The organism is Thiobacillus sp. (assembly GCF_018780105.1).
GTDB lineage: Bacteria > Pseudomonadota > Gammaproteobacteria > Burkholderiales > Thiobacillaceae > Thiobacillus.
The window spans coordinates 166191-186903 of sequence record NZ_JADMKC010000004.1 but is presented as its reverse complement, the minus strand read 5'-3'; the positions used below and the strand labels follow the sequence as shown (position 1 = coordinate 186903).

The following is a 20713-nucleotide window of genomic DNA, read 5'->3' as shown; positions in this document are numbered from 1 at the left end:
CCGTCTGGCCGACCACACCCCTATTGTTTTCTGCGGGTTTAGCCGTAAACATAGCGTTCGCAGCGCTGAGGCGCGCACGCCCTCGACGCCACCGTGCGCCTGGCCCGGGTTTAGTTAATTTTAATTAATACAGTCAACATGTGAGAACTGCCAGCTTGAGCCAAAGCCCGGACATCCCCGTCAACCCGAAACGCCCGCGCAACGAACAGTTGCGCGGGCTGTTTCGTGTCCTGATCGGATTTGCCCTGCTGGCCTATGCCTTCTCGCTTACCTGGCATTGGTTCGACACCCGGCGCGATGCTGAGACACAACTGCAGTACATCCGCAGCACCCTGGTCGAAAACACGCGCACCACCCTGCGCAACTACGAACTGGTGCTGCGCGGCCTGGGCAGCGAACTGGTTGCGCTGGGTGCGCTGGACAAACCCTCAAACGGCCGCGCGCTGATCGAACGAATGGGTGCAATCGACCCGGGCATGGCGGGGCTGGGCCTGGCCCGGCCAAACGGGCAGCTGCTGCTGGTCACCGGCGTCCCGGACGATACGGCCTTGCCGAATCTGCTGCAGCAAGCCGAAACCCGCGACAGTTTCCGCAAAAGTCTCAGCACGGGCCACCTGCAGATTGGCCGCCCGTATTTCATGCCCTTGCTCAAACTCTGGGTCAGTCCGGTGCGTGTGCCTATCGTCGACGCCCAGGACAAGATCATTGCGGTGATGACCGCTGGTTATTCCATCGACGGCGGCACCGCCCTGCTGGCCAATACGGTCCTGCCGCCCGATGTCGATATCGCCCTGCTGCGCGACGACCATTACGTTCAACATCTGCAACCGCTGCCTGCGGGACCCCGGCAAACTGTTTACGAAAGGGTCTACCAACGACCGGTACACCCCAAAACCATCCAGCAAGTCGCCGCGCTCCATTCCAGCAAGGGGATCACGACCATCGATCTGCCGCGCCTGAACGGCAGGCACTACGTCGCGTACGAGCGAATCGACGAATACGGGCTGACTGCGGCAGCGTTCGTCCCCTGCCGAACCATCGTATTCGAGTGGCTGCAGCGGATCGTGTTGCCGACGCTCCTGCTGCTGGCCTGCCTGATCGGCGGCACGCTGATTTACCGCCGCGCCCTGATCCGCCAATCCGAGTCCGATGCCGTCGTCGGACACCTCTTGGCATGGCAAAAGGCGGTGCTGGACGGCGCCGATTACAGCATCATTTCCACCGACACCGCAGGCACCATTGTCAGCTTCAATGCCGCAGCCGAGCGCATGCTGGGCTACAGCGCCGACGAAATGATCGGCAAGGCCAATCCCGAGATATTTCACGACCCGGACGAGGTCCGCCAGCGCGCGGCCGAACTCAGTCAGGAACTGGGCGAACCCATTGAGCCGGGGTTCGACGTTTTCGTCGCGAAAGCCCGGCGCGGCGGAGCCGATGAACGCGAATGGCTCCATCTGCACAAGGATGGCAGCCCTTTCCCGGTGCGCCTCTCGATCACCGCCCTGCATGGGCCATCGGGCGAAATAGAAGGCTTCCTCGGCATCGCCGCCGACCTGACCGAACAGAAGCAGGCCCAGGCTAGTCTGCGCGACAGCCTGGCGCGCTACCGCATCCTGTTCGAGCATGCCGGCGACAGCATTTTCCTGATGCAGGGCGACCTATTCGTCGACTGCAACCCGGCCACGCTGGACATGTTCGGCTGCACCCGCGAGCAGATCATCGGCACCACGCCGTACCGTTTTTCGCCTCCCTTTCAAGCGGACGGACGGCCGTCGCAGGAAGCCGCGCTGGAGAAAATCGGCGCTGCGTTCGCTGGGCAAACCCAGGTGTTCGAGTGGCAGCACCAGCGCCTCGACGGCAAGGTTTTCGATGCGGAAGTGACGCTGAACATCATCCTGATCGACGGCCAGCCACACATCCTCGCCACCGTGCGCAACATCAGCCAGCGCAAGAAAGCCGAAGCCGAGCTGGCACAGTCGCGCCAGGCCCTGATCGAAGGCAACGAAAGCCTGCGCCTGATCAACCGGCTGTCCACCCATCTCCACGCATCGCTGGCGCTGGACGACATCCTGAAGGAGGCCATGAACGCGCTGCTCGGCCTCAGCCACGCGCCCAACATTGCCATCTATCTGCAAGATGCGGAAGGGGCGCAACTGGATCTGGTGGCAAGCCACGGTTTCGATCCCAGCCTGTTGCGGCAGATCACCCGAATCTCCGTCGCCGGCAGCCTGTGCGGGCTGGCGCTCACCCATCAGCACGCGCTGGTCAGCGAGCACTTTGCGGCAGACGAACGCTTGCAAGCCGGCATCAGAAACGCACTGGACGCAGCGGGACTGCACGCGGGCGTCTCGATTCCGATCACCTACAACAAGCAGGCCCTCGGTTGCCTCAGCCTGCTGTATCGCGAACACAAGCCTTTCAGCGAAACCGAGCTGGAAACCCTGAACGCCTTCAGCAATGCCGTGGCGCTGGCGATTGCCAATTCGCGCCATGTCATCAGCCTGGCTTTTCAGGCGCGCCACGATAGCCTCACCCTGTTGCCCAACCGTACGGTCCTGCATCAGGAACTGATCGAACGCTTCGAACGCCAGCCGGGCAAAACCGCCGCATTGCTGTTGCTGGACCTGGACCGCTTCAAGGAAATCAACGACACGCTGGGACACCACATCGGCGATCAGCTGCTGACCGGAATCGGCCCACGCCTGGAACAAACCCTCGCCGGTCTGCACACCCTGATCTGCCGTCTGGGCGGTGACGAATTCGCCATTCTGCTGACCGGGCTGGACGACAGGAATGCGGTGGTTGAGTGGGCGCAACACCTCACCGATGCGCTGCGCCGCCCCTTCATGATCGAAGGCATCGCGCTGCAGATTGGCGGCAGCATCGGCGTCGCCTTTTATCCGGAACACGGCGACAACAGCCACGCCCTGCTGCGCGCAGCCGACGTGGCCATGTATCAGGCGAAAAAACTGTCCGCCGGCGTAGTGGTCTACGATCGCAGCTACGACACCCACAGCCCGGAACGCCTCGCACTCGCGGGCGAACTGACCCATGCCCTGCAAAACGACGAGATGGTGCTGCACTACCAGCCCAAGCTCGATATCGCCAGCCGGCAGATCATCGGTTTCGAAGCGCTGGCGCGCTGGCAGAACCCGCGGCTCGGCATGCTGTATCCCGATGCCTTCATCCATCTGGTGGAAATGAACGAGGTCATCCACCCCTTCACCCAGACCATCCTGCACCTGGCCCTGACCGACAAGCGCCGCCTGCACGACCTCGGCTACACGCAGCCTGTCGCCATCAATCTGTCGGCGCGTAACCTGATGGATGGGCGCTTCGTGGCCCATCTCGAACACGCCATCGTCAGCTTCGGCCTGCCGCACCAGGAAGTCGAACTCGAACTGACCGAAACCGCCCTCATGCACGACCCTGACAGTTCGGTGGCCCTGCTCCGGTCCATCGCCGCGACCGGGGTCAACATTGCCGTGGACGACTTCGGCACCGGCTACTCGTCGCTCGCCTACCTGCGCAGGCTGCCGCTCTCCGCGCTCAAGATCGACCGCTCATTCGTCATGGGCATGGCCGACAACTCGCAGGACGCCACCATCGTGCGCTCTACCGTCGCCATGGCTCACGGTCTCGGACTCAAGGTGATCGCCGAGGGCGTGGAAAACGCCAAACTGCTGGGCATGCTGCAGGAGATGGGCTGCGACCAGGCGCAGGGCTATTACCTCAGCCGGCCGCTGCCGCTGGACGAACTGATCGCCTGGCTGAAACAAACCGCCCCGGTCAACGCCGCGTAGCGGCGCCCGCCGCCTCGCGCGCGATGCGTTCGATGGTGGCGACAAAGCCGGGGTCTTCGCCATGCAGCAACCCGGGCAGCGTGGCTCGAAAGTCTTCCCGCTCGCACCACTCGGTCATGTAGTCCTCCCAGGATGTCCACAAGCGCGCCTGCTGGCGGCTCATCTTGTCCTCATAGACCAGCACATAGGCGCGTTCGAACAGGCTGACGAGAATGGCGAACAGCGCGCGCTTGCGTTCGCGCTGCTCTTCGTTGAGCTCGCCCTTGGCCACCGGCGACAGCAGATTCAGGTCGGCGTTGTCGATCACCAACCGCATGAAATCGGCGTACTCGTCCGACAAGCGCAGGAAGATTTCCTCCTCGTCGGTCTGCCGCTCGCGTCGCTGGTCGAGCAGATAGACCCCGATTGCGAACGGCAAACCGACGACGGTCACGATGTAGCTGGCCGCTTCCAGCCATTCCAGATAGGTCACTCAAACGCCTCCTGCAAACCCGTTTTGTCGCCAGGCCTCGAACACCGTCACGCTCACCGCATTCGACAGGTTCATGCTGCGCGAATCGGGCAGCATGGGCAAACGCAGGCGGTGGCCGACGTCGAAAGTCGCCAGAAGCTCAGCCGGCAACCCGCGCGACTCGGGACCGAACACCAGCACGTCGCCCGGCTGGAAACGCACGCTGGCATGAAAGGCACTACCCTTGGTGGTGAACGCGAACCAGCGTCCCGGCAGCGCCGCCTGCGCCGCGGCCCAGTCCGCATGCACCCGCACGCAGGCCATGTCGTGATAGTCCAGCCCGGCCCGCGCCACCTGCTTGTCGGACAGGTCAAAGCCCATAGGCTCGATCAGGTGCAGCCGGCAGCCGGTGTTGGCGGCCAGCCGGATGAGGTTGCCGGTGTTGGGCGGGATTTCGGGTTGGTACAAAACGATATCAAACATCGGCAATGACCTAAAATGACGGTTCTTACGAAAGGCGCATTGTATGGTTCCCTACCTCACCACAGCACTCACCGGCCCGCTGCTCGAACTGGAAAAACGCCTGCTCGATGCCCAGCCGACCATCGAGCACTGGTTTCGCCAGCAATGGCAGGAACAGTCTGCGCCGTTCTACACCTCGGTGGATATCCGCAACGCCGGCTTCAAGGTCGCGCCGGTGGACACCAATCTGTTTCCCGGCGGCTTCAACAATCTGAACCCCGCCTTCATGTCGCTTTCCATCCACGCGGCAATGGGCGCGGTGGAAAAAATCTGCCCCGACGCGCAGCGCTTGTTGCTGATCCCCGAGAACCACACCCGCAACATGTTCTACCTGCAGAACGTCGCCGTGCTCGCGCACATCCTGCGCCAGACCGGACTGATCGTGCGCATCGGTACGCTGATCCCCGAAATCACCCAGCCGACCACGCTGGAGCTGCCCGGCGGCGGCCGCCTCACGCTGGAGCCGTTGGTGCGCAAAGGCGACCGCATCGGTCTTGAGGGCTTCGACCCCTGCGCCGTGCTGCTCAACAATGACCTGTCGGCCGGCGTGCCGGACATTCTCAAAGACATCGAGCAGACCATCATGCCGCCGCTGCATGCGGGCTGGGCCACCCGCCGCAAGTCGCTGCATTTCAAGGCCTACCAGCATGTCGCCGGCGAGTTCGCGCGGCTGGTCGGGATCGATCCGTGGCTGATCGACCCCTACTTCGATCACTGCGGCAAGATCGATTTCCACGCGCGTCAGGGCGAGGATTGTCTGGCCGAAAAAGTCGGCAAGCTGCTCGACAAGATCAAGCTCAAGTACGCCGAGTACGGCATCGACCAGCCGCCTTTCGTCATCGTCAAGGCCGACGCCGGCACCTACGGCATGGGCATCATGACCGTGAAGTCGCCCGACGATGTGCGCGAACTCAACCGCAAGCAGCGGAACAAAATGGCGGTCGGCAAGGAAGGCATGGACGTCAGCGAGGTGCTGATCCAGGAAGGCGTCTACACCTTCGAAAGCATCAACGACGCGATCGCCGAGCCGGTGGTCTACATGCTCGACAACTACGTCGTCGGCGGCTTTTACCGCGTCCACACCGCGCGCGGCATCGACGAAAACCTCAACAGCCCCGGCATGCATTTCGTGCCGCTGGCGTTCGACGAAACCTGCGTGATGCCCGATCGCAGCGCCAACCCCGATGCCAGCCCGAACCGTTTTTACGCCTACGGCGTGATCGCCCGGCTGGCGATGCTGGCCGCCAGCATCGAGCTCGATGAAGCCCTCGACGCCGCTGAAAACGCTGAAAACGCCGCCGCATGAAACTGCTGTTCATCGTCGACCCACTGGCCGGGCTCAAGCCGTACAAGGATTCGAGCGTGGCGATGATGCGCGCGGCGACGCTACGTGGCCACGCCTTGTTTGCGGTCGAAGCGCGCCAGCTCAACGTCCAGCACGGCACCGCCCACGCCACCTGCAGCACGCTCGATGTGCGCGCCGATGACGACTGGTATCGCGTGATCGAAACCCGCGACTGGCTGCTGAAGGATTTTGATGCCGTGGTGATGCGCACCGACCCGCCAGTCGATACCGATTATTTGTTGGCGACCCATCTGCTCGGCGTTGCCGAAAGCAACGGCGCGCGTATTCTGAATCGCCCGGCATGCCTGCGCGACTTCAACGAAAAACTCGCCATCCTGAATTTCCCGCAATTCATCGCGCCCACGCTGATATCGGCCGACGCAACCGCCATCGGCAGCTTCCTTGCCGAGCACCAGGACATCATCGTCAAGCCGCTGACTGAAATGGGCGGCAGCGGCATCTTCCGCCTCACGCTGGCCGACCCCAACCGCAACGCCATTCTGGAAACCCTGGCCCACCATGGCCGTCGGGCCATCATGGCGCAACGCTATCTGCCCGCGATCAGCGAAGGCGACAAACGCATCCTCCTGATCGACGGCGAAATCGTGCCGTGGGCGCTCGCGCGCATTCCCAAGGCTGGCGAAACGCGCGGCAACCTGGCCGCCGGTGGCACCGCACGCGCGCAACCGCTGTCCGCACGCGACCAGAAAATTGCCGAGACGATCGCGCCGTGGGCAAAGGACCACGGCATTTTTCTCGCCGGCCTCGATGTGATCGGCGACTGCCTGACCGAAATCAACGTCACCAGTCCCACCGGCTTTCAGGAAATCACCGCGCAGACGGGTCATGATGTGGCCGCGCAATTCATCAGCGCGATCGAGCGTGGATGCAGCACCACGATTTGTCCTTGAAGCCCAGCCTGCGCATGCAGTCTGCGCGCATCAGCCTGGGCCTGCTGCTCCTGTTTCTGCTCGCTGGCTGCGGTGCACCGCCGCTGCTACAGCAGCAATCGTATGTGTTCGGCACGCTGGTCGAAATCAGCGTTTACGGCACGCCGGAAGCGCAGGCCAGAACGGCGACGGCAGCGGTACTGGCGCGCTTCGATGCGCTGCACCAGCAACTGCATGCCTGGCAACCCAGTGAACTGTCGCGGCTGAACACGGCGCTGGCGAAAGGCGAGCGTACAAGCGTCACGCCCGAACTGGCCGCCATGCTGCGCGATGCGCAAGCGCTCTCGGTCCAGTCCGGCGACCTGTTCAACCCGGCCATCGGCGGCTTGATCGCATTGTGGGGATTTCATGCCGACGCGCCGCAATCGCGGGTACCGGATGCGGCCACGATTGCGGGATGGGTGCAGCGTCAACCGCGCATGCGAGATCTGCACATTGAACGCAATACGGTCTGGAGCGACAACCCGGCGCTGCAACTCGACCTCGGTGGCTATGCCAAGGGCCGCGCGCTCGACGATGCCGTCGCGATCCTGAAATCGCATGGCATCCAGAATGCGCTGGTAAACATCGGCGGCAACGTGATCGCGCTGGGGCAACACGGCGAGCGCCCCTGGCGCGTTGGCATCCAGCATCCGCGCAAGCCGGGTACGCTGGCGACGCTGGATCTGCTGGACGGCGAAGCAATCGGCACCTCGGGGGATTACCAGCGCTTTTTCGAGGCCGGCGGCAAACGCTACAGCCACCTGATCGACCCGCGCAGCGGCTGGCCGGCCAACGGCGTGCAGTCGGTGACGATCCTGCTGCGTGGTGCGCACGCGGGGACCCGTTCGGACGCGCTGTCGAAGCCGCTGTTCATCGACGGCGCGGCGTACCTGGCCAAACATGCGGCACAACTAGGGATCACCGACTACCTGGCGGTCGACGCCCGCGGCAAAACCCTGGTCGCGCCCACACTGGCGGCGCGACTCCACTAGAATATCGACTTTGCTTTGATCCACACCATTTCACCATGATAGGCATCCTCATCGTCGCCCACGGCACCCTCGCCGACAGTCTGGTCGACTGCTCGACTCATGTGCTGGGACAACGCGCACGCGGACTCGCCACGCTCGACTTCATCGGCCATGCCGATCCGGACGAGCGGCAGAAGGCGCTGCAGGCGCGGCTGGCCGAAATCGACGAGGGCGACGGCGTGCTGGTGCTGGTGGACGTATACGGCGCAACGCCCAGCAATACGCTATGCCGGCTGCTCGAACCTGCCCACATCGAAGGCGTTTCCGGCGTCAATCTGCCGATGCTGCTGAAAGCCCTGAATTACCGCGACACGCTGAATCTGCAACAACTCGTCGAGCGCATCGTCGATGGCGGACGCAACAGCATCAATCATATTTCCGAGACCATGTGCAATGCAGCAAAGGGACGTTGAAATCGTTAACAAGCTCGGGCTGCATGCGCGCCCGTCGGCCAAGCTCACCCAACTCGTCTCCGGCTTCAAAAGCCAGGTATTCATGACGCGCAACGGCCGCCGCATCAATGCCAAGAGCATCATGGGCGTGATGATGCTGGCCGCCGCCAAGGGCAGCGTCATCACGCTGGAAACCGAAGGCGAAGACGAAGTCGCTGCGATGGACGCGCTGGCTGAACTGATCGCCAGCGGCTTCGGGGAAGAACTATGAGCTTTTCCCTGCACGGCATCGGCGTTTCCAGCGGGATCGCCATCGGCTATGCGCACATCACTTCGAGTGCACGAGTCGAAGTGCCGCAGTACATGCTGGATCGCCAGTACATCGACGAGGAACTGGCGCGCTTCGACGCGGCCATCCTCACCACCCGTGAAGAACTCGAAACGCTGCGGCTGCACATTCCCGCGCACGCGCCTGCCGAGCTGTCGGCCTTTCTCGACATGCACCTGATGTTCCTCGGCGACTCGACCATCGCCGAAGAGCCCAAGCGCTTGATCAGTGAAACCCAGTGCAACGCGGAATGGGCGCTGGCGCAGCAGATGGAAGCGCTGGTGGCGCGCTTTGAAGAAATCGAAGATCCCTATCTGCGCAGTCGCCAGGACGACGTGGTGCAGGTGGTTCAACGCGTGCTCAAGGTCCTGCTCGGTCACCCGAGCCATTTGCCGCTGGACGTCAATTTCGACGAAGAACGCATCCTGGTGGCGCACGAGCTGTCGCCCGCCGACATGATCCTGTTCAAGAGCGTGCGCTTCGCCGCCTTCATCACCGATCTCGGCGGCACCACCTCGCACACGGCGATTCTCGCGCGCAGCATGGCGATCCCGTCGGTGATGGCGCTGCACAATGCACGCGGCCTGATCCGCGACCACGACCTGCTGATCGTCGACGGCCGCGATGGCGTGGTGATCGTCAATCCGGACGAATCCGCACTGGCCGAATACCGGCTGCGGCAAAACCAGTGGCGCATCGATACCGAAAAGCTCAAGCGCATCAAGAGCAGCAAATCGGCCACCCTCGACGGCACGCCAATCGCGCTGATGGCGAACATCGAACTGCTCTCCGACCTCGACGCCGTGAAGGCAGCCGGCGCGCAGGGCATCGGCCTGTTTCGCAGCGAATTCATGTTCCTCAACCGCAGCGACCTGCCGAGCGAAGACGAACAATACGAATTCTACAAAACCGTCACCGAGTCGCTCGACGGCAAACCGGTCACCATCCGCACCCTCGACCTCGGCGCCGACAAACAGGCGCCGTGGGGCCACTCGGTGGCCGATAACCCGGCGCTCGGCCTGCGCGCGATCCGCCTGTGCCTGGCCGAGCCGGGACTGTTCCAGACCCAGTTGCGGGCGATCCTGCGCGCCTCGCACCATGGCCGGGTCAACATCCTCATTCCGATGCTGGCCAGCTTTATCGAACTGCGCCAGACCCTGCAGCACATCGACACAGCCAAGGCCTCGCTGCGCAAGGACGGTCTGAAATTCGACGAGGGCATTGCCGTCGGCGGCATGATCGAAATCCCCGCGGCCGCCCTGTCAGCGCCGTTTTTCGCCGAGCAACTGGATTTTCTGTCGATCGGCACCAACGACCTGATCCAGTACACGCTGGCGATCGACCGCGCCGACGACAGCGTGGCGCATCTGTACGACCCACTGCATCCGGCGGTGCTCAACCTGATTCAGCACACCATCCGCGCCGGCGCCAAGGCGGGCAAGCCGGTATCGGTCTGCGGCGAAATGGCGGGCGATCCGCAATTGACGCGACTGCTGCTGGGATTGGGATTGCGGACGTTTTCGATGCAGGCGGCCAGTCTGCTGCAGGTCAAGCAGCAGGTGCTGAAGGCCCAGCTCGAAGAATTGGCGCCGTTGACGCAGCGCCTGCTGAAAAACACCGACCCCGACAAAACCGCCCAGCTGCTAGGCCGCCTCAACAGCTAGGCTCTGACAAACAGCCCGGCGGACTTGAAGTCAGGCCACCAGTTGCGCGGCGATGCGGGACAGCGCCACCTTGTCGTGGCGCATGTCGCTGACCTCCTGCTTGATCTGCGCCATCCGGTTGTGCAGCGTGCCCATGTTTTCGAGGATGCGCTGCAGGCTGGAAAGGCGGGTGTCGAGATACTGCTTGTGCTCGCGAATACGCGTCATGACCGGATCAAGCGCAATCCGCAACCAGCGTTCCGCTTCGGTGCGCGCCAGGCTGAAGGCCTTGCGCGCCGCTTCGACCAGCCCGCCGTAGAAGCGCCGGATCATGAAGTTCTTTTCCAGCAGCAAGTTGGCGGGATCGCGGCAAAACGCATCGGTCTCCTGCATCAGGATTTTCAGGCGATGGCGATAGGCACCCAGATCCAGCCTCGGCACCTGCATCTTGGGCAAATGATGGTCGCGGTGAAAACGGACGTACGCCCGTTCCAGCGACTCCAGCATGCTGTCGGCCATCTTGGTGGCCTGCAGCAGACGGTCGTTCATCTGCTCGCTCATCTGGCGGATGCCGTGGGTCAGGCCGTGCGTGGTCCAGCTGCCCTCCATGACGGCGCGGCCGGCGCTGCATATATCGTCCAGCGTGGCGTCCGACAGGTTCGCCATTAACTGCTCGCCCTGTCCCTGCAGCATTTTGCGGGTAATCCGGAAATGCACTGCGGTGGCATCGTAACTGTCCTTTTCCTGCTGCAGGCTGGCGCGGGTCTGCTCAATCAGTTCGCGGTTCTTGCCGGACAGCTGGGTCAGTTGGACCAGCTCGTCGCTGCTGCGCTTGAGACGAGCGTCCAGATCGCTGCGGCTTTCTTCCAGCGAACCCATCACCTCGCGGCTGACGGCGTGATGCAGCATGTCGCGGCGCGACGGGATCACCTGATGCGCCAGCAGGTATTCCAGCGACTCGATGCCGGAGCGTAACCGCAAAGCCGCGTCATGCTTGATGGTGGCCACCAGGGCCTTTTGCGCCGACACGGTAAACACCCGGCTGCGCGGCAGCTTCAGCACGCGCGCGGTTTCCTCGGCCTGACGCTCGATCGCGGCCTGCACCTCGGCATCGCTCTTGAGCTCGTCCCACAGCATGTCGATCTTGTTCAGTACGGCCACGTGATAGTTGGCGTGGCGATGTACGTGCTTTTGCCAGATTTCCAGGTCCGAGCGCGTCACTCCGGTGTCGGTCGCCAGCAGATACATCACTGCGTGCGCGCTGGGAATCACTGACAGGGTGAGCTCGGGTTCGGCCCCCAGCGCGTTGAGGCCCGGGGTGTCGAGAATGATGAGGCCGGCCTGCAGCAGCGGATGCGGGTAATTGACCATGGCATAGCGCCAGGCGGGAACTTCCACCGTACCGTCCGCACGCAGTTGATGCCGCTCGCTAGCATCCTCGCCACTCCACAAACCGAGTTCAATGGCTTCCACCGCCGGCATCGGCCGGGTTTCGGTCAGTTTTTGCAGGCATTGCTGCATCTGGCGCGGATCGGTGGGGTCGAGCGAAACCCGGCACCACTCGATGGGCATGTGTTTGAGCGTCGTCAGCGACTCCTCGCGGCGGCGCGTCTCGATCGGCAACAGGCTCAGGGCAGGGGCTTCGCCCGCGTTGAAGAACAGCTCGGTCGGGCACATGGTGGTACGGCCGGCATCCGACGGCAGCAAACGCTGGCCGTGGTCGGAGAAAAACAGTGCATTGATCAGCTCGGTCTTGCCGCGCGAAAACTCGGCGACGAACGCCACCACCAGCTTGTCCTGACGCAGGCTGGTCGCCGCATCGGTCAGGCGCAGCGAACGCTCGGCGTCAATGCCGTGCTGCTTGTCCAGCCAATTGGAATAATCCGTGATCGCGCCCGCCAGACGCAAGCGGCGCTCGCTGAAGTCGGAGACTTCCTGTTCCAGATGGATACTCATGATTGATGGTTCTTTTCCAAATCACGCCAAGGCGCAGGGTCGCTTCGCACAGCGACTGTTTTTTTACGTGAAGTTTCCCCTCGAACCAGCCGCACCGCCGATTTCGGCACGCACAGTTGCGCGGCCAACCAGGTCAGCAGCGCGGCATTCGCCTTGTTATCGACCGCCGGGGCAGCGATCTTTAATTTCAGGCGACCATCGTGCTCGCCGACGACGGCCGACACCTTCGCGCCCGGTTGCACATGCAGTTCCAGCAGCCAGTCGTCGCCCTGACGACGCCGCCAGGCCGGCTCAGAGGGCGCCAAGGAGCGCCTGCTCCACCGCCAGTATCGGCACCATCAGTACCAGCTGGCACAGGATGAACAGCACGATCGGCGTCAGATCGACGTTTGCCACCATCGGCACGATGCGCCGCAACGGCCGCAGGAAGGGTTCGGAGAGCTCATACACCACCGGCGCCAGCGGCGTGCTGGTGTTCACCCACGACAGCACCGCGCGCGCCAGCGTCAGGCCGATGATCAGGTAAACCGTCAGACTCAGCAGCCGCACCACCGCCAGTCCCAGCATCACCGGCCACACCTGGCCGCCCGCCAGCGCAAACGGAAAGTCGTTCAACCAGTAGCTCGTGAGCACCACCACCAGTTCGACCAGCCAGGCCAGCAGCAGACATGCCCAGTCGAGCCCCAGAAACCCCGGCACCACGCGGCGCAGAGGCTTCACCGCAAAGTCGGTGAGGGCAACGATGAACTGGGCAAAGGGATTGCGGAACGGCACCCGGAACAACTGCATCATGAAACGCAGCAGTACCGCAATCACGAACAGATTGCCGAGGGTCTGGATCAGAAATGCCAGTGCGCCTGCGATCACGCCAGTCGCCCCAGTTCATCGCCTAGTTCGGCACTGCGCAGGCTGGCGGCATCCACAGCCTGGCCGAAGGCCGCCTTGACGCCGGCGGTTTCCAGCGCAGCAATGCCGCGCTCGGTGGTGCCGCCCTTGGAGGTGACGCGGCTACGCAGCAGCGCCGGTTCCTCACCCGACTCCAGCGCCAGCTTGGCCGCACCAAAAAACGTTTGCAGCGCCAGCTGACGCGCGGTCGCGGCCGACAGACCCTGCGCCACGCCTGCCGCCTCCAGCGATTCGATGCAATAAAACACGTAGGCTGGGCCGCTGCCCGACACCGCCGTCACGGCATCCAGCTGGGATTCGCTTTCCACCCACACGACCCCGCCCACCGCGCGCAGCACCGTTTCGGCCTGCGAGCGCGCATCCGGATTGACGGCAGCAGGCGCGTAGAGCCCGGCGATGCCGGCCTGGACCAGCGCCGGGGTATTCGGCATGGCGCGCACGATGCGGCTGTGGCCGCCCAGCCAGCGGGTGAGGTCGGCCACCCGCACCCCAGCGGCGATCGACACCACCAGTTGGCCGGCAAGCCGCGTCGACAGCGTGGCCGCCACCTCCGGCAGGGATTGCGGCTTGACCGCCAGCACGATCAGCGCGTGCAGCCGCGCCTGCGACAAGTCGGTGTGGGTCACCACGCCAAAGCGCGCAGCCAGCTGTGCGCGTGCGTCGGCATTGATTTCCACCACCTCGATATCGGTGGGTTGCGTGCCGCTGGCGATGAGGCCGCCGATGATGGCAGCGGCCATGTTGCCGCCCCCGATGAAACTGACTTTATGCATTGTTCACCTCGGATGTTTCATGAATTCGCGCGATGATCGCGCAGGATTTTGTTTTATAGGGGAAGTTTGTGAAGGAGTGGCGTAGTGACTCATACGCCCGACTGAGTAAAGTTTCCATATGAAACAAAAGACCAGCGAGGGCGTGCGTCAATTTATGAATCATCCGGGGTAATCCTTTCACCAAAAAGTGCGGTGCCCACCCGCACGATAGTCGCGCCTTCCAGTATGGCGGCTTCCAGATCGGCCGACATGCCCATCGACAGGGTGTCGAGCGCATGGCCGCGCGCGACCAGCGCATCGAACGCCTGGCGCACTTGTCGGAACGCGGCGCGCTGGGCGGCCTGGTCGGCCACCGGCGCCGGAATCGCCATCAGGCCGCGCAACTGCAGGCGCGGCAACGCGGACACGGCGGCGGCCAGCGCCGGCAGCTCAGCGACCGACACCCCGCCCTTGCTCGCCTCGCCGCTCACGTTCAACTCGATGCACACCTGCAGGGACGGCAAGCCGGCGGGGCGCTGCGCCGACAGCCGCTCGGCGATTTTCAGCCGGTCGAGGCTGTGTACCCAGCTGAAGTTTTCCGTGATGGGGCGGGTCTTGTTGCTCTGGATCGGTCCGATGAAATGCCATTCCAGAGCCAGATCGCGCAAGGCCTGCTGCTTGTCGAGCGCTTCCTGCACGTAGTTTTCACCGAATGCCCGCTGCCCGCAGACCGCCAGTTCACGCACGGCTACAGCATCGAAGGTCTTGCTGACTGCCAGCAGACGCACCGCCGCCGCATCGCGTCCTGCATCGGCAAGCGCCTGCGCGATCCGCGCCTGCACGCGGCATAAGCGCTGACCGGGAGCGTCCTGCGCAGACGGCAACGCAGGCTCAAGTTCGCCTGTTTTAAGACCGTTATCCATTGCGCTTATTATCTTTCAAAACACACCCGCCGAGGCTCACGTGGATATTTCCGAATTATTGGCTTTTTCCGTCAAGAACAAAGCGTCCGACCTGCACCTGTCCGCCAGCCTGCCCCCGATGATCCGGGTCAATGGCGACGTCCGCCGCATCAACCTGCCGCCGATGGAACACAAGGACGTGCACCGCATGGTGTACGACATCATGAACGACGGCCAGCGCAAGGTGTATGAGGAAACGCTGGAGATCGACTTCTCGTTCGAGATCCCCTCGCTGGCGCGCTTCCGCGTCAATGCTTTCAACCAGCAATACGGCGCCGGCGCGGTGTTCCGTACCATTCCGTCCAAGGTGCTGTCGCTGGAAGAGCTCAACTGTCCGCAAATTTTCAAAGAGATTTCCGACCAGCCGCGCGGCATCGTGCTGGTGACCGGGCCGACCGGCTCGGGCAAGTCGACCACGCTGGCGGCGATGATGGATTACATCAACGAGAACAACTACGCGCACATCCTCACCGTCGAAGACCCGATCGAATTCGTGCACCAGAGCAAGAAATGCCTGATCAACCAGCGCGAAGTCGGGCCGCACACGCTGTCGTTCAACAATGCCTTGCGTTCGGCACTGCGTGAAGACCCCGACGTGATCCTGGTGGGCGAATTGCGCGACCTGGAAACCATCCGTCTCGCGCTGACTGCTGCCGAAACCGGCCACCTGGTGTTCGGCACCCTGCACACCTCGTCGGCGGCGAAAACCATCGACCGCGTGGTCGACGTGTTCCCGGCAGCGGAAAAGGAAATGGTGCGTTCGATGCTGTCTGAATCGCTGCGTGCGGTGATCTCGCAGACGCTGTTGAAGACCAAGGACGGCAACGGCCGCGTGGCGGCACACGAGATCATGATCGGCACCCCGGCGATCCGCAACCTGATCCGCGAAGGCAAGGTGGCGCAGATGTATTCCGCCATCCAGACCGGCGGCAACATCGGCATGCAGACGCTCGATCAATGCCTGCAGGATCTGGTAAAACGCAACATCGTTGCTTCCGGCGTTGCACGCAATGCCGCGCAAAACAAGGATGCCTTCTTCGGTTGAGGAATTTGTCATGAATGCTGAAAAAACCATCCACGACCTGCTGCGCCTGATGCTGGCGAAGAATGCGTCCGACCTGTTCATCACCGCAGGTTTCCCGCCCGCGTTCAAGGTCGACGGCAAGATCACCCCGGTGTCGAATCAGACCCTGACGCCCGCGCACACCAGCGAACTGGCGCGCTCGATCATGAACGAACGGCAATGGAGCGATTTCGAGGCGACCAACGAGTCCAACTTCGCCATCAGCCCGCCCGAAATCGGCCGTTTCCGGGTCAACGTGTTCGTCCAGCAGGGACGCGTCGGCATCGTGATGCGGACGATCGTGACCAAGATCCCCAAAATGGCCGACCTCAACCTGCCGCCGATCATGCGCGATGTCGCCATGATCAAACGTGGCCTGGTGATTTTCGTCGGCGCCACCGGTTCCGGCAAATCCACCTCGCTCGCCGCCCTGATCGGGCATCGCAACGAGAACGCGGCAGACCACATCATCACGGTCGAAGATCCGATCGAATACGTGCACGAGCACAACAAATCCATCATCACCCAGCGCGAAGTCGGCATCGACACGGACAACTGGTTCTCCGCGCTGAAGAACACCCTGCGGCAGGCGCCCGACGTCATTCTGATCGGCGAGATCCGCGATCGCGAGACCATGGAATACGCCATCGCCTTCGCCGAAACCGGCCACCTCTGCTTGTCGACGCTGCACGCCAACAGCGCCAACCAGGCGCTCGACCGCATCATCAACTTCTTCCCGGAGGAGCGGCGCGACCAGTTGCTGATGGACCTGTCGCTCAACCTTAAGGCCTTCATCTCGCAACGCCTGATCCCGCGCAAGGGCGTGGCCGGGCGCGTGGCCGCGGTCGAGATCCTGCTCAACTCGCCGCTGATCGCCGACCTGATCTTCAAGGGGCAGGTGCATGAGATCAAGGAAATCATGTCGAAATCGCGCGAGCTCGGCATGCAAACCTTCGACCAGGCGCTGTTCGATCTCTACGAGGCGGGCATGATCAGCTACGAGGATGCACTGCGGAACGCCGACAGCCTCAACGACCTACGCCTGCAGATCAAGCTGCACGGGCAGGAAGCCAAAGGCCGCGACATGATGGCCGGGCTGGATCACCTCGGCATCGTCTGACCCGCGGTCTTAACCCGGGTTGATGCCGGCGCTTATGTCCGGGACTTGATTGCCCCGGCGGCCGCTTTCAGCGCCGCCGCCTCCGCGTCATCCATTCAGCATGACAAAACGGTCGCGGCCACTGTTCTTGCCCGCGTAGAGGGCTCGATCGGCCCGCTCAACCACCTCATCGAGAAGTTCGCCGTTCTGCACCAGGGTCAGCCCCAGGGTGATGGTCATCCGGATCGGCTCTGCAAAGTGGTCCAGCGGCATCGGTGAATTGCGCACCTGCTCGACGATGCGTTTCGCCGCAATGGTCGCGGCCTCGGGCGATGGACACTGCATCATCAACAGAAATTCCTCCCCGCCAAAACGGAATAGAGGCTCGTTTGGCCGCAACGCGTTGCTAAGGCTGCGCGTCAAATGCTGCAAAGCCTTGTCGCCCACCGCATGACCATATTGATCGTTGACGTCCTTGAAATGATCGACGTCGATCATCGCCACATAAAGTTGGGTCTGTTCCCGCCGCACCGCTTTCTGCGCCTGTATAAACTCGTCTTCGATACCGTAGCGCAAGGGCAGGCCGGTCAGCGGGTCGTTGCACATGGCCTCGGCCAGGAATTGCGTCTTGAACCAGGCCAACAGGCCGATCAGCTCGGACTGGCTCTGTTCGAACACTTCCAGGTCAGCGCCCCCCCCCGGCTTTCCGTCCAGAATATTGGTACACAGGGCCCGAATGGCATCGTGCATGGCCTGATGCGCGGCCTCGAGCTGTCGCGTCTTGAGCACGCTCAGTTTCTCGAAACGGGGCCGCTGCAAGCCGATCCAGTGCCCGAACCGGCACAATTGGTGCGCCTGGCTCGACAGCACATCGTCTCCAGGTGAGGCTTGCAGCACAGCGCAACGCATCACGCGACGCGTCCAGTCCAGATGCGCCTCCACGGCCGCATCCAGCTCGATGATGAAATATCTCATTTCGCCCGACAAATTGGGCATAGGCCTGCTCCGATTATTGATATTGAAGCTTTTCTCGGCTTAATCGTGCGCGTTTGCGTGGCTTTCGTCCACCCCGGACGCAAGGTTTTCAGCCTGCCGAAGGCGCCGGTTTGAGCGGCCGCATCGAGCCGGCTATCAGCTTGTAATGCAGGAAACGGGTTTCGATCATGCCGTTGAACAGGGGAATGCGGCGGCTGGCTTTCAGCCCCATCAGCTTGGGCAGCAGGGGATCGCCCGAAATGATCCAGGCGTCCCAGCCGCTGAAGCCCTTCTTCAGCCAGTCGCCCAGTTGCGGGTACCAGTCGGCCAGGTCTTCGGCTTCGCCCAGACGTTCGCCATAGGGCGGGTTGGTGACGAGCGTGCCGACCGGCGCGGGCGGCGTCAGTTCGAGCGCATCCGACACTTTGAGTTCGATGACATCGGCATAGCCTGCGGCAGCCAGATTGTTGCGCGCCTTGTCGACCACCCAACGATCCAGATCGGAACCGAAAATCGGCAGTTTCCTGAGCGGCTTTTCCAGTGCACGGGCCTCGGCCTTGATGCGCTTCCACAAAGCCGCATCGAAGTCGCGATAGTGCTCGAATGCAAAATGCCGCGCGCGCCCCGGCGCGCGATTCAGCGCCATGTCGGCCGCCTCGATCAGAATGGTGCCGGCGCCGCACATCGGGTCGAGCAGCGGCGTGCCGGGTTCCCAGCCGGACAGCATCAACAGCCCGGCGGCGAGATTCTCCTTGATCGAGGCGGCGCTCGCTTCGGTCTTGAAACCGCGCTTGAACAGCGGCGCGCCACTGGTATCCAGGTAGAAAGTCACCGCATCCGGCGTAAAGAATGCATACACCGGCACATCAGGCGCTTCGGTGTCGACGCTCGGGCGTTCGCGCGTTTCCTCGCGGAAGCGATCGCAGATCGCGTCCTTGATTTTCAGCGTGATGAAGTTGAGGCTTTTCAGCGACGCGTTCTGCGCGCCGACTTTCACCGCGATGGTCTTGTCGACACCAAACCACGACGGCCACGGCAGTTCGAGCGCCGCACGGTAGATATGCTCCTCCTTCTGATAACGCGTGAAGCCCACCTTGCGCAGGATGCGCGTGGCAATCCTTGAGGTGAGGTTGGCGCGCATCTCGGCGGCGGCATCGGCCATGAACAGCACGCCGGCGGGCAAAGCGCGCACGATCTGCGCGCCCGCGGCGATGAGCTCGGCCTCCAGCAGGGGCTCCAGCCCGCGCGGGCAGGTGGCGAAATGGCTGGCGGGCGGCAGCACGTCGCGCTCGGGGCGGACGGGGTGCGGCTTCTTGGGACGACGGGGCGAGGATTGAGAGGGTTGGGGTTTCAAACAAGACTTTCAAAAAGGAATTAAAACGGCTTCAACACCACCAGCAGCACGATCGCCAGCAGCACGATCACCGGGATTTCATTGAACCAGCGGAACCATACGTGCGAATGGGGGTTCTCACGGGCTTCGAACTGGCGCAGACGCTTGCCGCAGACGTGGTGATAGCCGATCAGGCCGGCCACCAGCGCGAGCTTGGCCCACAGCCAGTTCATGCTGAGCGGGAAATACGCCAGCCACAACCAGCTGCCGGTAATCAGCGTCAGCCACATGATAGGCGTAACGAAGCGATACAATTTGCGCGCCATCAGCAACAGGCGGTCATAGGCTGCATCGTGACTTTCCATCGCCAGATTGACGAAGATGCGCGGCAGGTAAAACAGTCCGGCGAACCAGCTCACCACCATCACGATATGAAACGCTTTCAGCCACAGCATGGATAGACAAGCCCTGATCAATAAATGGACGCCAAGTCCGCTGACCCTGATTTTACTGGGTTTGATCGCCTGGCTGTGGTTTCGGCCGCCGGCCGAGGTCAGCGACGGGAATCGCGCCCTGCCGCCCTGGCAGGTCACGCTGCCCGATGGCCGCGTGCTGAGCAGCGAAGCGCTCAAGGGAAAAGTCGTGCTGGTGAATTTCTGGGCGACCTGGTGCCCCTATTGCCGCAAGGAAAAGCCGGTGATCGACGATTTCTGGAGCGACTATCGCGACAAGGGCTTCGAAGTTATCTCGATCAGCGTCGACGACACGCCGGAAAAAATCGCTGCCTGGATGAAAGACAAGGGCTACGCATTCATGGCCGCGCCGACCAACGCCTCGGTCGCAGCGGCATTCGGCGACGTGTCGAGCGTGCCCACCTCGTTCATCGTCGATGCCGACGGCCACCTCCGCCACACCGTCGCCGGACAACTGCATTCAGCACGATTGGAAAAGCTGGTGTTGCCCTTACTGAAAGCCACGCCGCCATGACCGAATTACCCGACAGCCTTGCGGCTTGGGCACAGGCCCGGCTCACCGAAGTCGAAGCCAAACTCGCATTTGCCGAAGACCTGATCGACACGCTCAACCAGACCGTGATTCGCCAGCAGGCGCAGCTCGACTCGATGCAACAGCAGCTGCGGCTGCTACATCAACGCATCAAAGATGTCACGCCGGACGAGTCGCGCAGCCTGCGCGACGAGATACCGCCGCACTACTGACGC

General features: G+C 62.7%; 21 protein-coding genes. 11 read left to right on the top strand and 10 right to left on the bottom strand.

The features are described 5' to 3' along the window. Positions 1 to 155 precede the first annotated feature (155 nt). Positions 156 to 3803, top strand: a complete 3648-nt coding sequence (locus tag IV098_RS03985; RefSeq protein WP_296886517.1) for an EAL domain-containing protein — start codon at positions 156 to 158, stop codon at positions 3801 to 3803. On the opposite strand, the gene IV098_RS03980 is transcribed toward IV098_RS03985, so the two are convergent. Both IV098_RS03980 and IV098_RS03975 read right to left on the bottom strand, forming a co-directional pair. Continuing rightward, positions 3790 to 4275, bottom strand: a complete 486-nt coding sequence (locus IV098_RS03980) for a hypothetical protein (protein ID WP_296886516.1) — start codon at positions 4273 to 4275, stop codon at positions 3790 to 3792. The two genes, IV098_RS03985 and IV098_RS03980, sit on opposite strands and share 14 nt — an antisense overlap. After that, positions 4276 to 4737 (bottom strand): tRNA (cytidine(34)-2'-O)-methyltransferase, encoded by a 462-nt coding sequence (locus IV098_RS03975; RefSeq protein WP_296886515.1) that lies wholly within the window; start codon positions 4735 to 4737, stop codon positions 4276 to 4278. Between the two features lie 43 nt (positions 4738 to 4780). Between IV098_RS03975 and gshA the strand changes: the two genes are divergently transcribed. The 6 genes from gshA to ptsP are packed head-to-tail and all read left to right on the top strand — an operon-like array spanning position 4781 to position 10468. Then, positions 4781 to 6082 (top strand): glutamate--cysteine ligase, encoded by a 1302-nt coding sequence (gene gshA, locus IV098_RS03970; protein WP_296886514.1) that lies wholly within the window; start codon positions 4781 to 4783, stop codon positions 6080 to 6082. Next, positions 6079 to 7032: a glutathione synthase gene (gshB, locus tag IV098_RS03965; protein WP_296886513.1), complete on the top strand. Its 954-nt coding sequence runs from the start codon at positions 6079 to 6081 to the stop codon at positions 7030 to 7032. The genes gshA and gshB overlap by 4 nt, the downstream gene beginning before the upstream one ends. Further along, complete coding sequence (locus IV098_RS03960; protein ID WP_296886512.1) at positions 7008 to 8045, top strand: FAD:protein FMN transferase; 1038 nt, start codon at positions 7008 to 7010, stop codon at positions 8043 to 8045. The genes gshB and IV098_RS03960 overlap by 25 nt, the downstream gene beginning before the upstream one ends. A gap of 35 nt (positions 8046 to 8080) precedes the next feature. Beyond that, positions 8081 to 8497: a PTS sugar transporter subunit IIA gene (locus IV098_RS03955; protein ID WP_296886511.1), complete on the top strand. Its 417-nt coding sequence runs from the start codon at positions 8081 to 8083 to the stop codon at positions 8495 to 8497. After that, positions 8478 to 8747, top strand: a complete 270-nt coding sequence (locus IV098_RS03950) for an HPr family phosphocarrier protein (RefSeq protein WP_296886510.1) — start codon at positions 8478 to 8480, stop codon at positions 8745 to 8747. The genes IV098_RS03955 and IV098_RS03950 overlap by 20 nt, the downstream gene beginning before the upstream one ends. Then, positions 8744 to 10468 carry a phosphoenolpyruvate--protein phosphotransferase gene (ptsP, locus tag IV098_RS03945; RefSeq protein WP_296886509.1) on the top strand — a complete coding sequence of 575 codons (1725 nt, stop codon included), beginning with the start codon at positions 8744 to 8746 and terminating at the stop codon, positions 10466 to 10468. The genes IV098_RS03950 and ptsP overlap by 4 nt, the downstream gene beginning before the upstream one ends. A 30-nt stretch (positions 10469 to 10498) precedes the next feature. Here ptsP and IV098_RS03940 read toward each other — a convergent pair whose 3' ends face one another. From IV098_RS03940 to IV098_RS03920, 5 genes are all read right to left on the bottom strand, one after another. Further along, positions 10499 to 12403, bottom strand: coding sequence for a dynamin family protein (locus IV098_RS03940; protein WP_296886508.1), 1905 nt, complete (start codon positions 12401 to 12403; stop codon positions 10499 to 10501). After that, a complete protein-coding gene (locus tag IV098_RS03935) occupies positions 12400 to 12708 on the bottom strand; it encodes a DUF167 domain-containing protein (RefSeq protein ID WP_296886507.1) in 309 nt (102 codons plus the stop codon). The genes IV098_RS03940 and IV098_RS03935 overlap by 4 nt, the downstream gene beginning before the upstream one ends. Then, complete coding sequence (locus IV098_RS03930) at positions 12695 to 13270, bottom strand: YggT family protein (protein ID WP_296886506.1); 576 nt, start codon at positions 13268 to 13270, stop codon at positions 12695 to 12697. Before IV098_RS03930 ends, IV098_RS03935 begins: the two co-directional genes overlap by 14 nt. Continuing rightward, a complete protein-coding gene (gene proC / locus IV098_RS03925; RefSeq protein ID WP_296886505.1) occupies positions 13267 to 14082 on the bottom strand; it encodes a pyrroline-5-carboxylate reductase in 816 nt (271 codons plus the stop codon). The genes IV098_RS03930 and proC overlap by 4 nt, the downstream gene beginning before the upstream one ends. Before the next feature lie 152 nt (positions 14083 to 14234). After that, complete coding sequence (locus tag IV098_RS03920; RefSeq protein ID WP_296886504.1) at positions 14235 to 14984, bottom strand: YggS family pyridoxal phosphate-dependent enzyme; 750 nt, start codon at positions 14982 to 14984, stop codon at positions 14235 to 14237. Positions 14985 to 15024: 40 nt separating this feature from the next. Between IV098_RS03920 and IV098_RS03915 the strand changes: the two genes are divergently transcribed. Then, entirely contained in the window at positions 15025 to 16068 is a 1044-nt protein-coding gene (locus IV098_RS03915; protein ID WP_296886503.1) for a type IV pilus twitching motility protein PilT, read from the top strand. A gap of 10 nt (positions 16069 to 16078) precedes the next feature. Next, positions 16079 to 17206 (top strand): PilT/PilU family type 4a pilus ATPase, encoded by a 1128-nt coding sequence (locus IV098_RS03910; protein WP_296886502.1) that lies wholly within the window; start codon positions 16079 to 16081, stop codon positions 17204 to 17206. Positions 17207 to 17293: 87 nt separating this feature from the next. Here IV098_RS03910 and IV098_RS03905 read toward each other — a convergent pair whose 3' ends face one another. From IV098_RS03905 to IV098_RS03895, 3 genes are all read right to left on the bottom strand, one after another. Beyond that, positions 17294 to 18160, bottom strand: coding sequence for a diguanylate cyclase (locus tag IV098_RS03905; protein WP_296886501.1), 867 nt, complete (start codon positions 18158 to 18160; stop codon positions 17294 to 17296). Positions 18161 to 18269: 109 nt separating this feature from the next. Next, entirely contained in the window at positions 18270 to 19514 is a 1245-nt protein-coding gene (locus IV098_RS03900; protein ID WP_296886500.1) for a THUMP domain-containing protein, read from the bottom strand. Positions 19515 to 19534: 20 nt separating this feature from the next. After that, entirely contained in the window at positions 19535 to 19948 is a 414-nt protein-coding gene (locus IV098_RS03895; protein ID WP_296886499.1) for a CopD family protein, read from the bottom strand. Between IV098_RS03895 and IV098_RS03890 the strand changes: the two genes are divergently transcribed. After that, positions 19947 to 20480 (top strand): TlpA disulfide reductase family protein, encoded by a 534-nt coding sequence (locus IV098_RS03890; RefSeq protein WP_296886498.1) that lies wholly within the window; start codon positions 19947 to 19949, stop codon positions 20478 to 20480. The two genes, IV098_RS03895 and IV098_RS03890, sit on opposite strands and share 2 nt — an antisense overlap. Further along, a complete protein-coding gene (locus tag IV098_RS03885) occupies positions 20477 to 20710 on the top strand; it encodes a SlyX family protein (protein ID WP_296886497.1) in 234 nt (77 codons plus the stop codon). Before IV098_RS03890 ends, IV098_RS03885 begins: the two co-directional genes overlap by 4 nt. Positions 20711 to 20713: the final 3 nt, after the last annotated feature.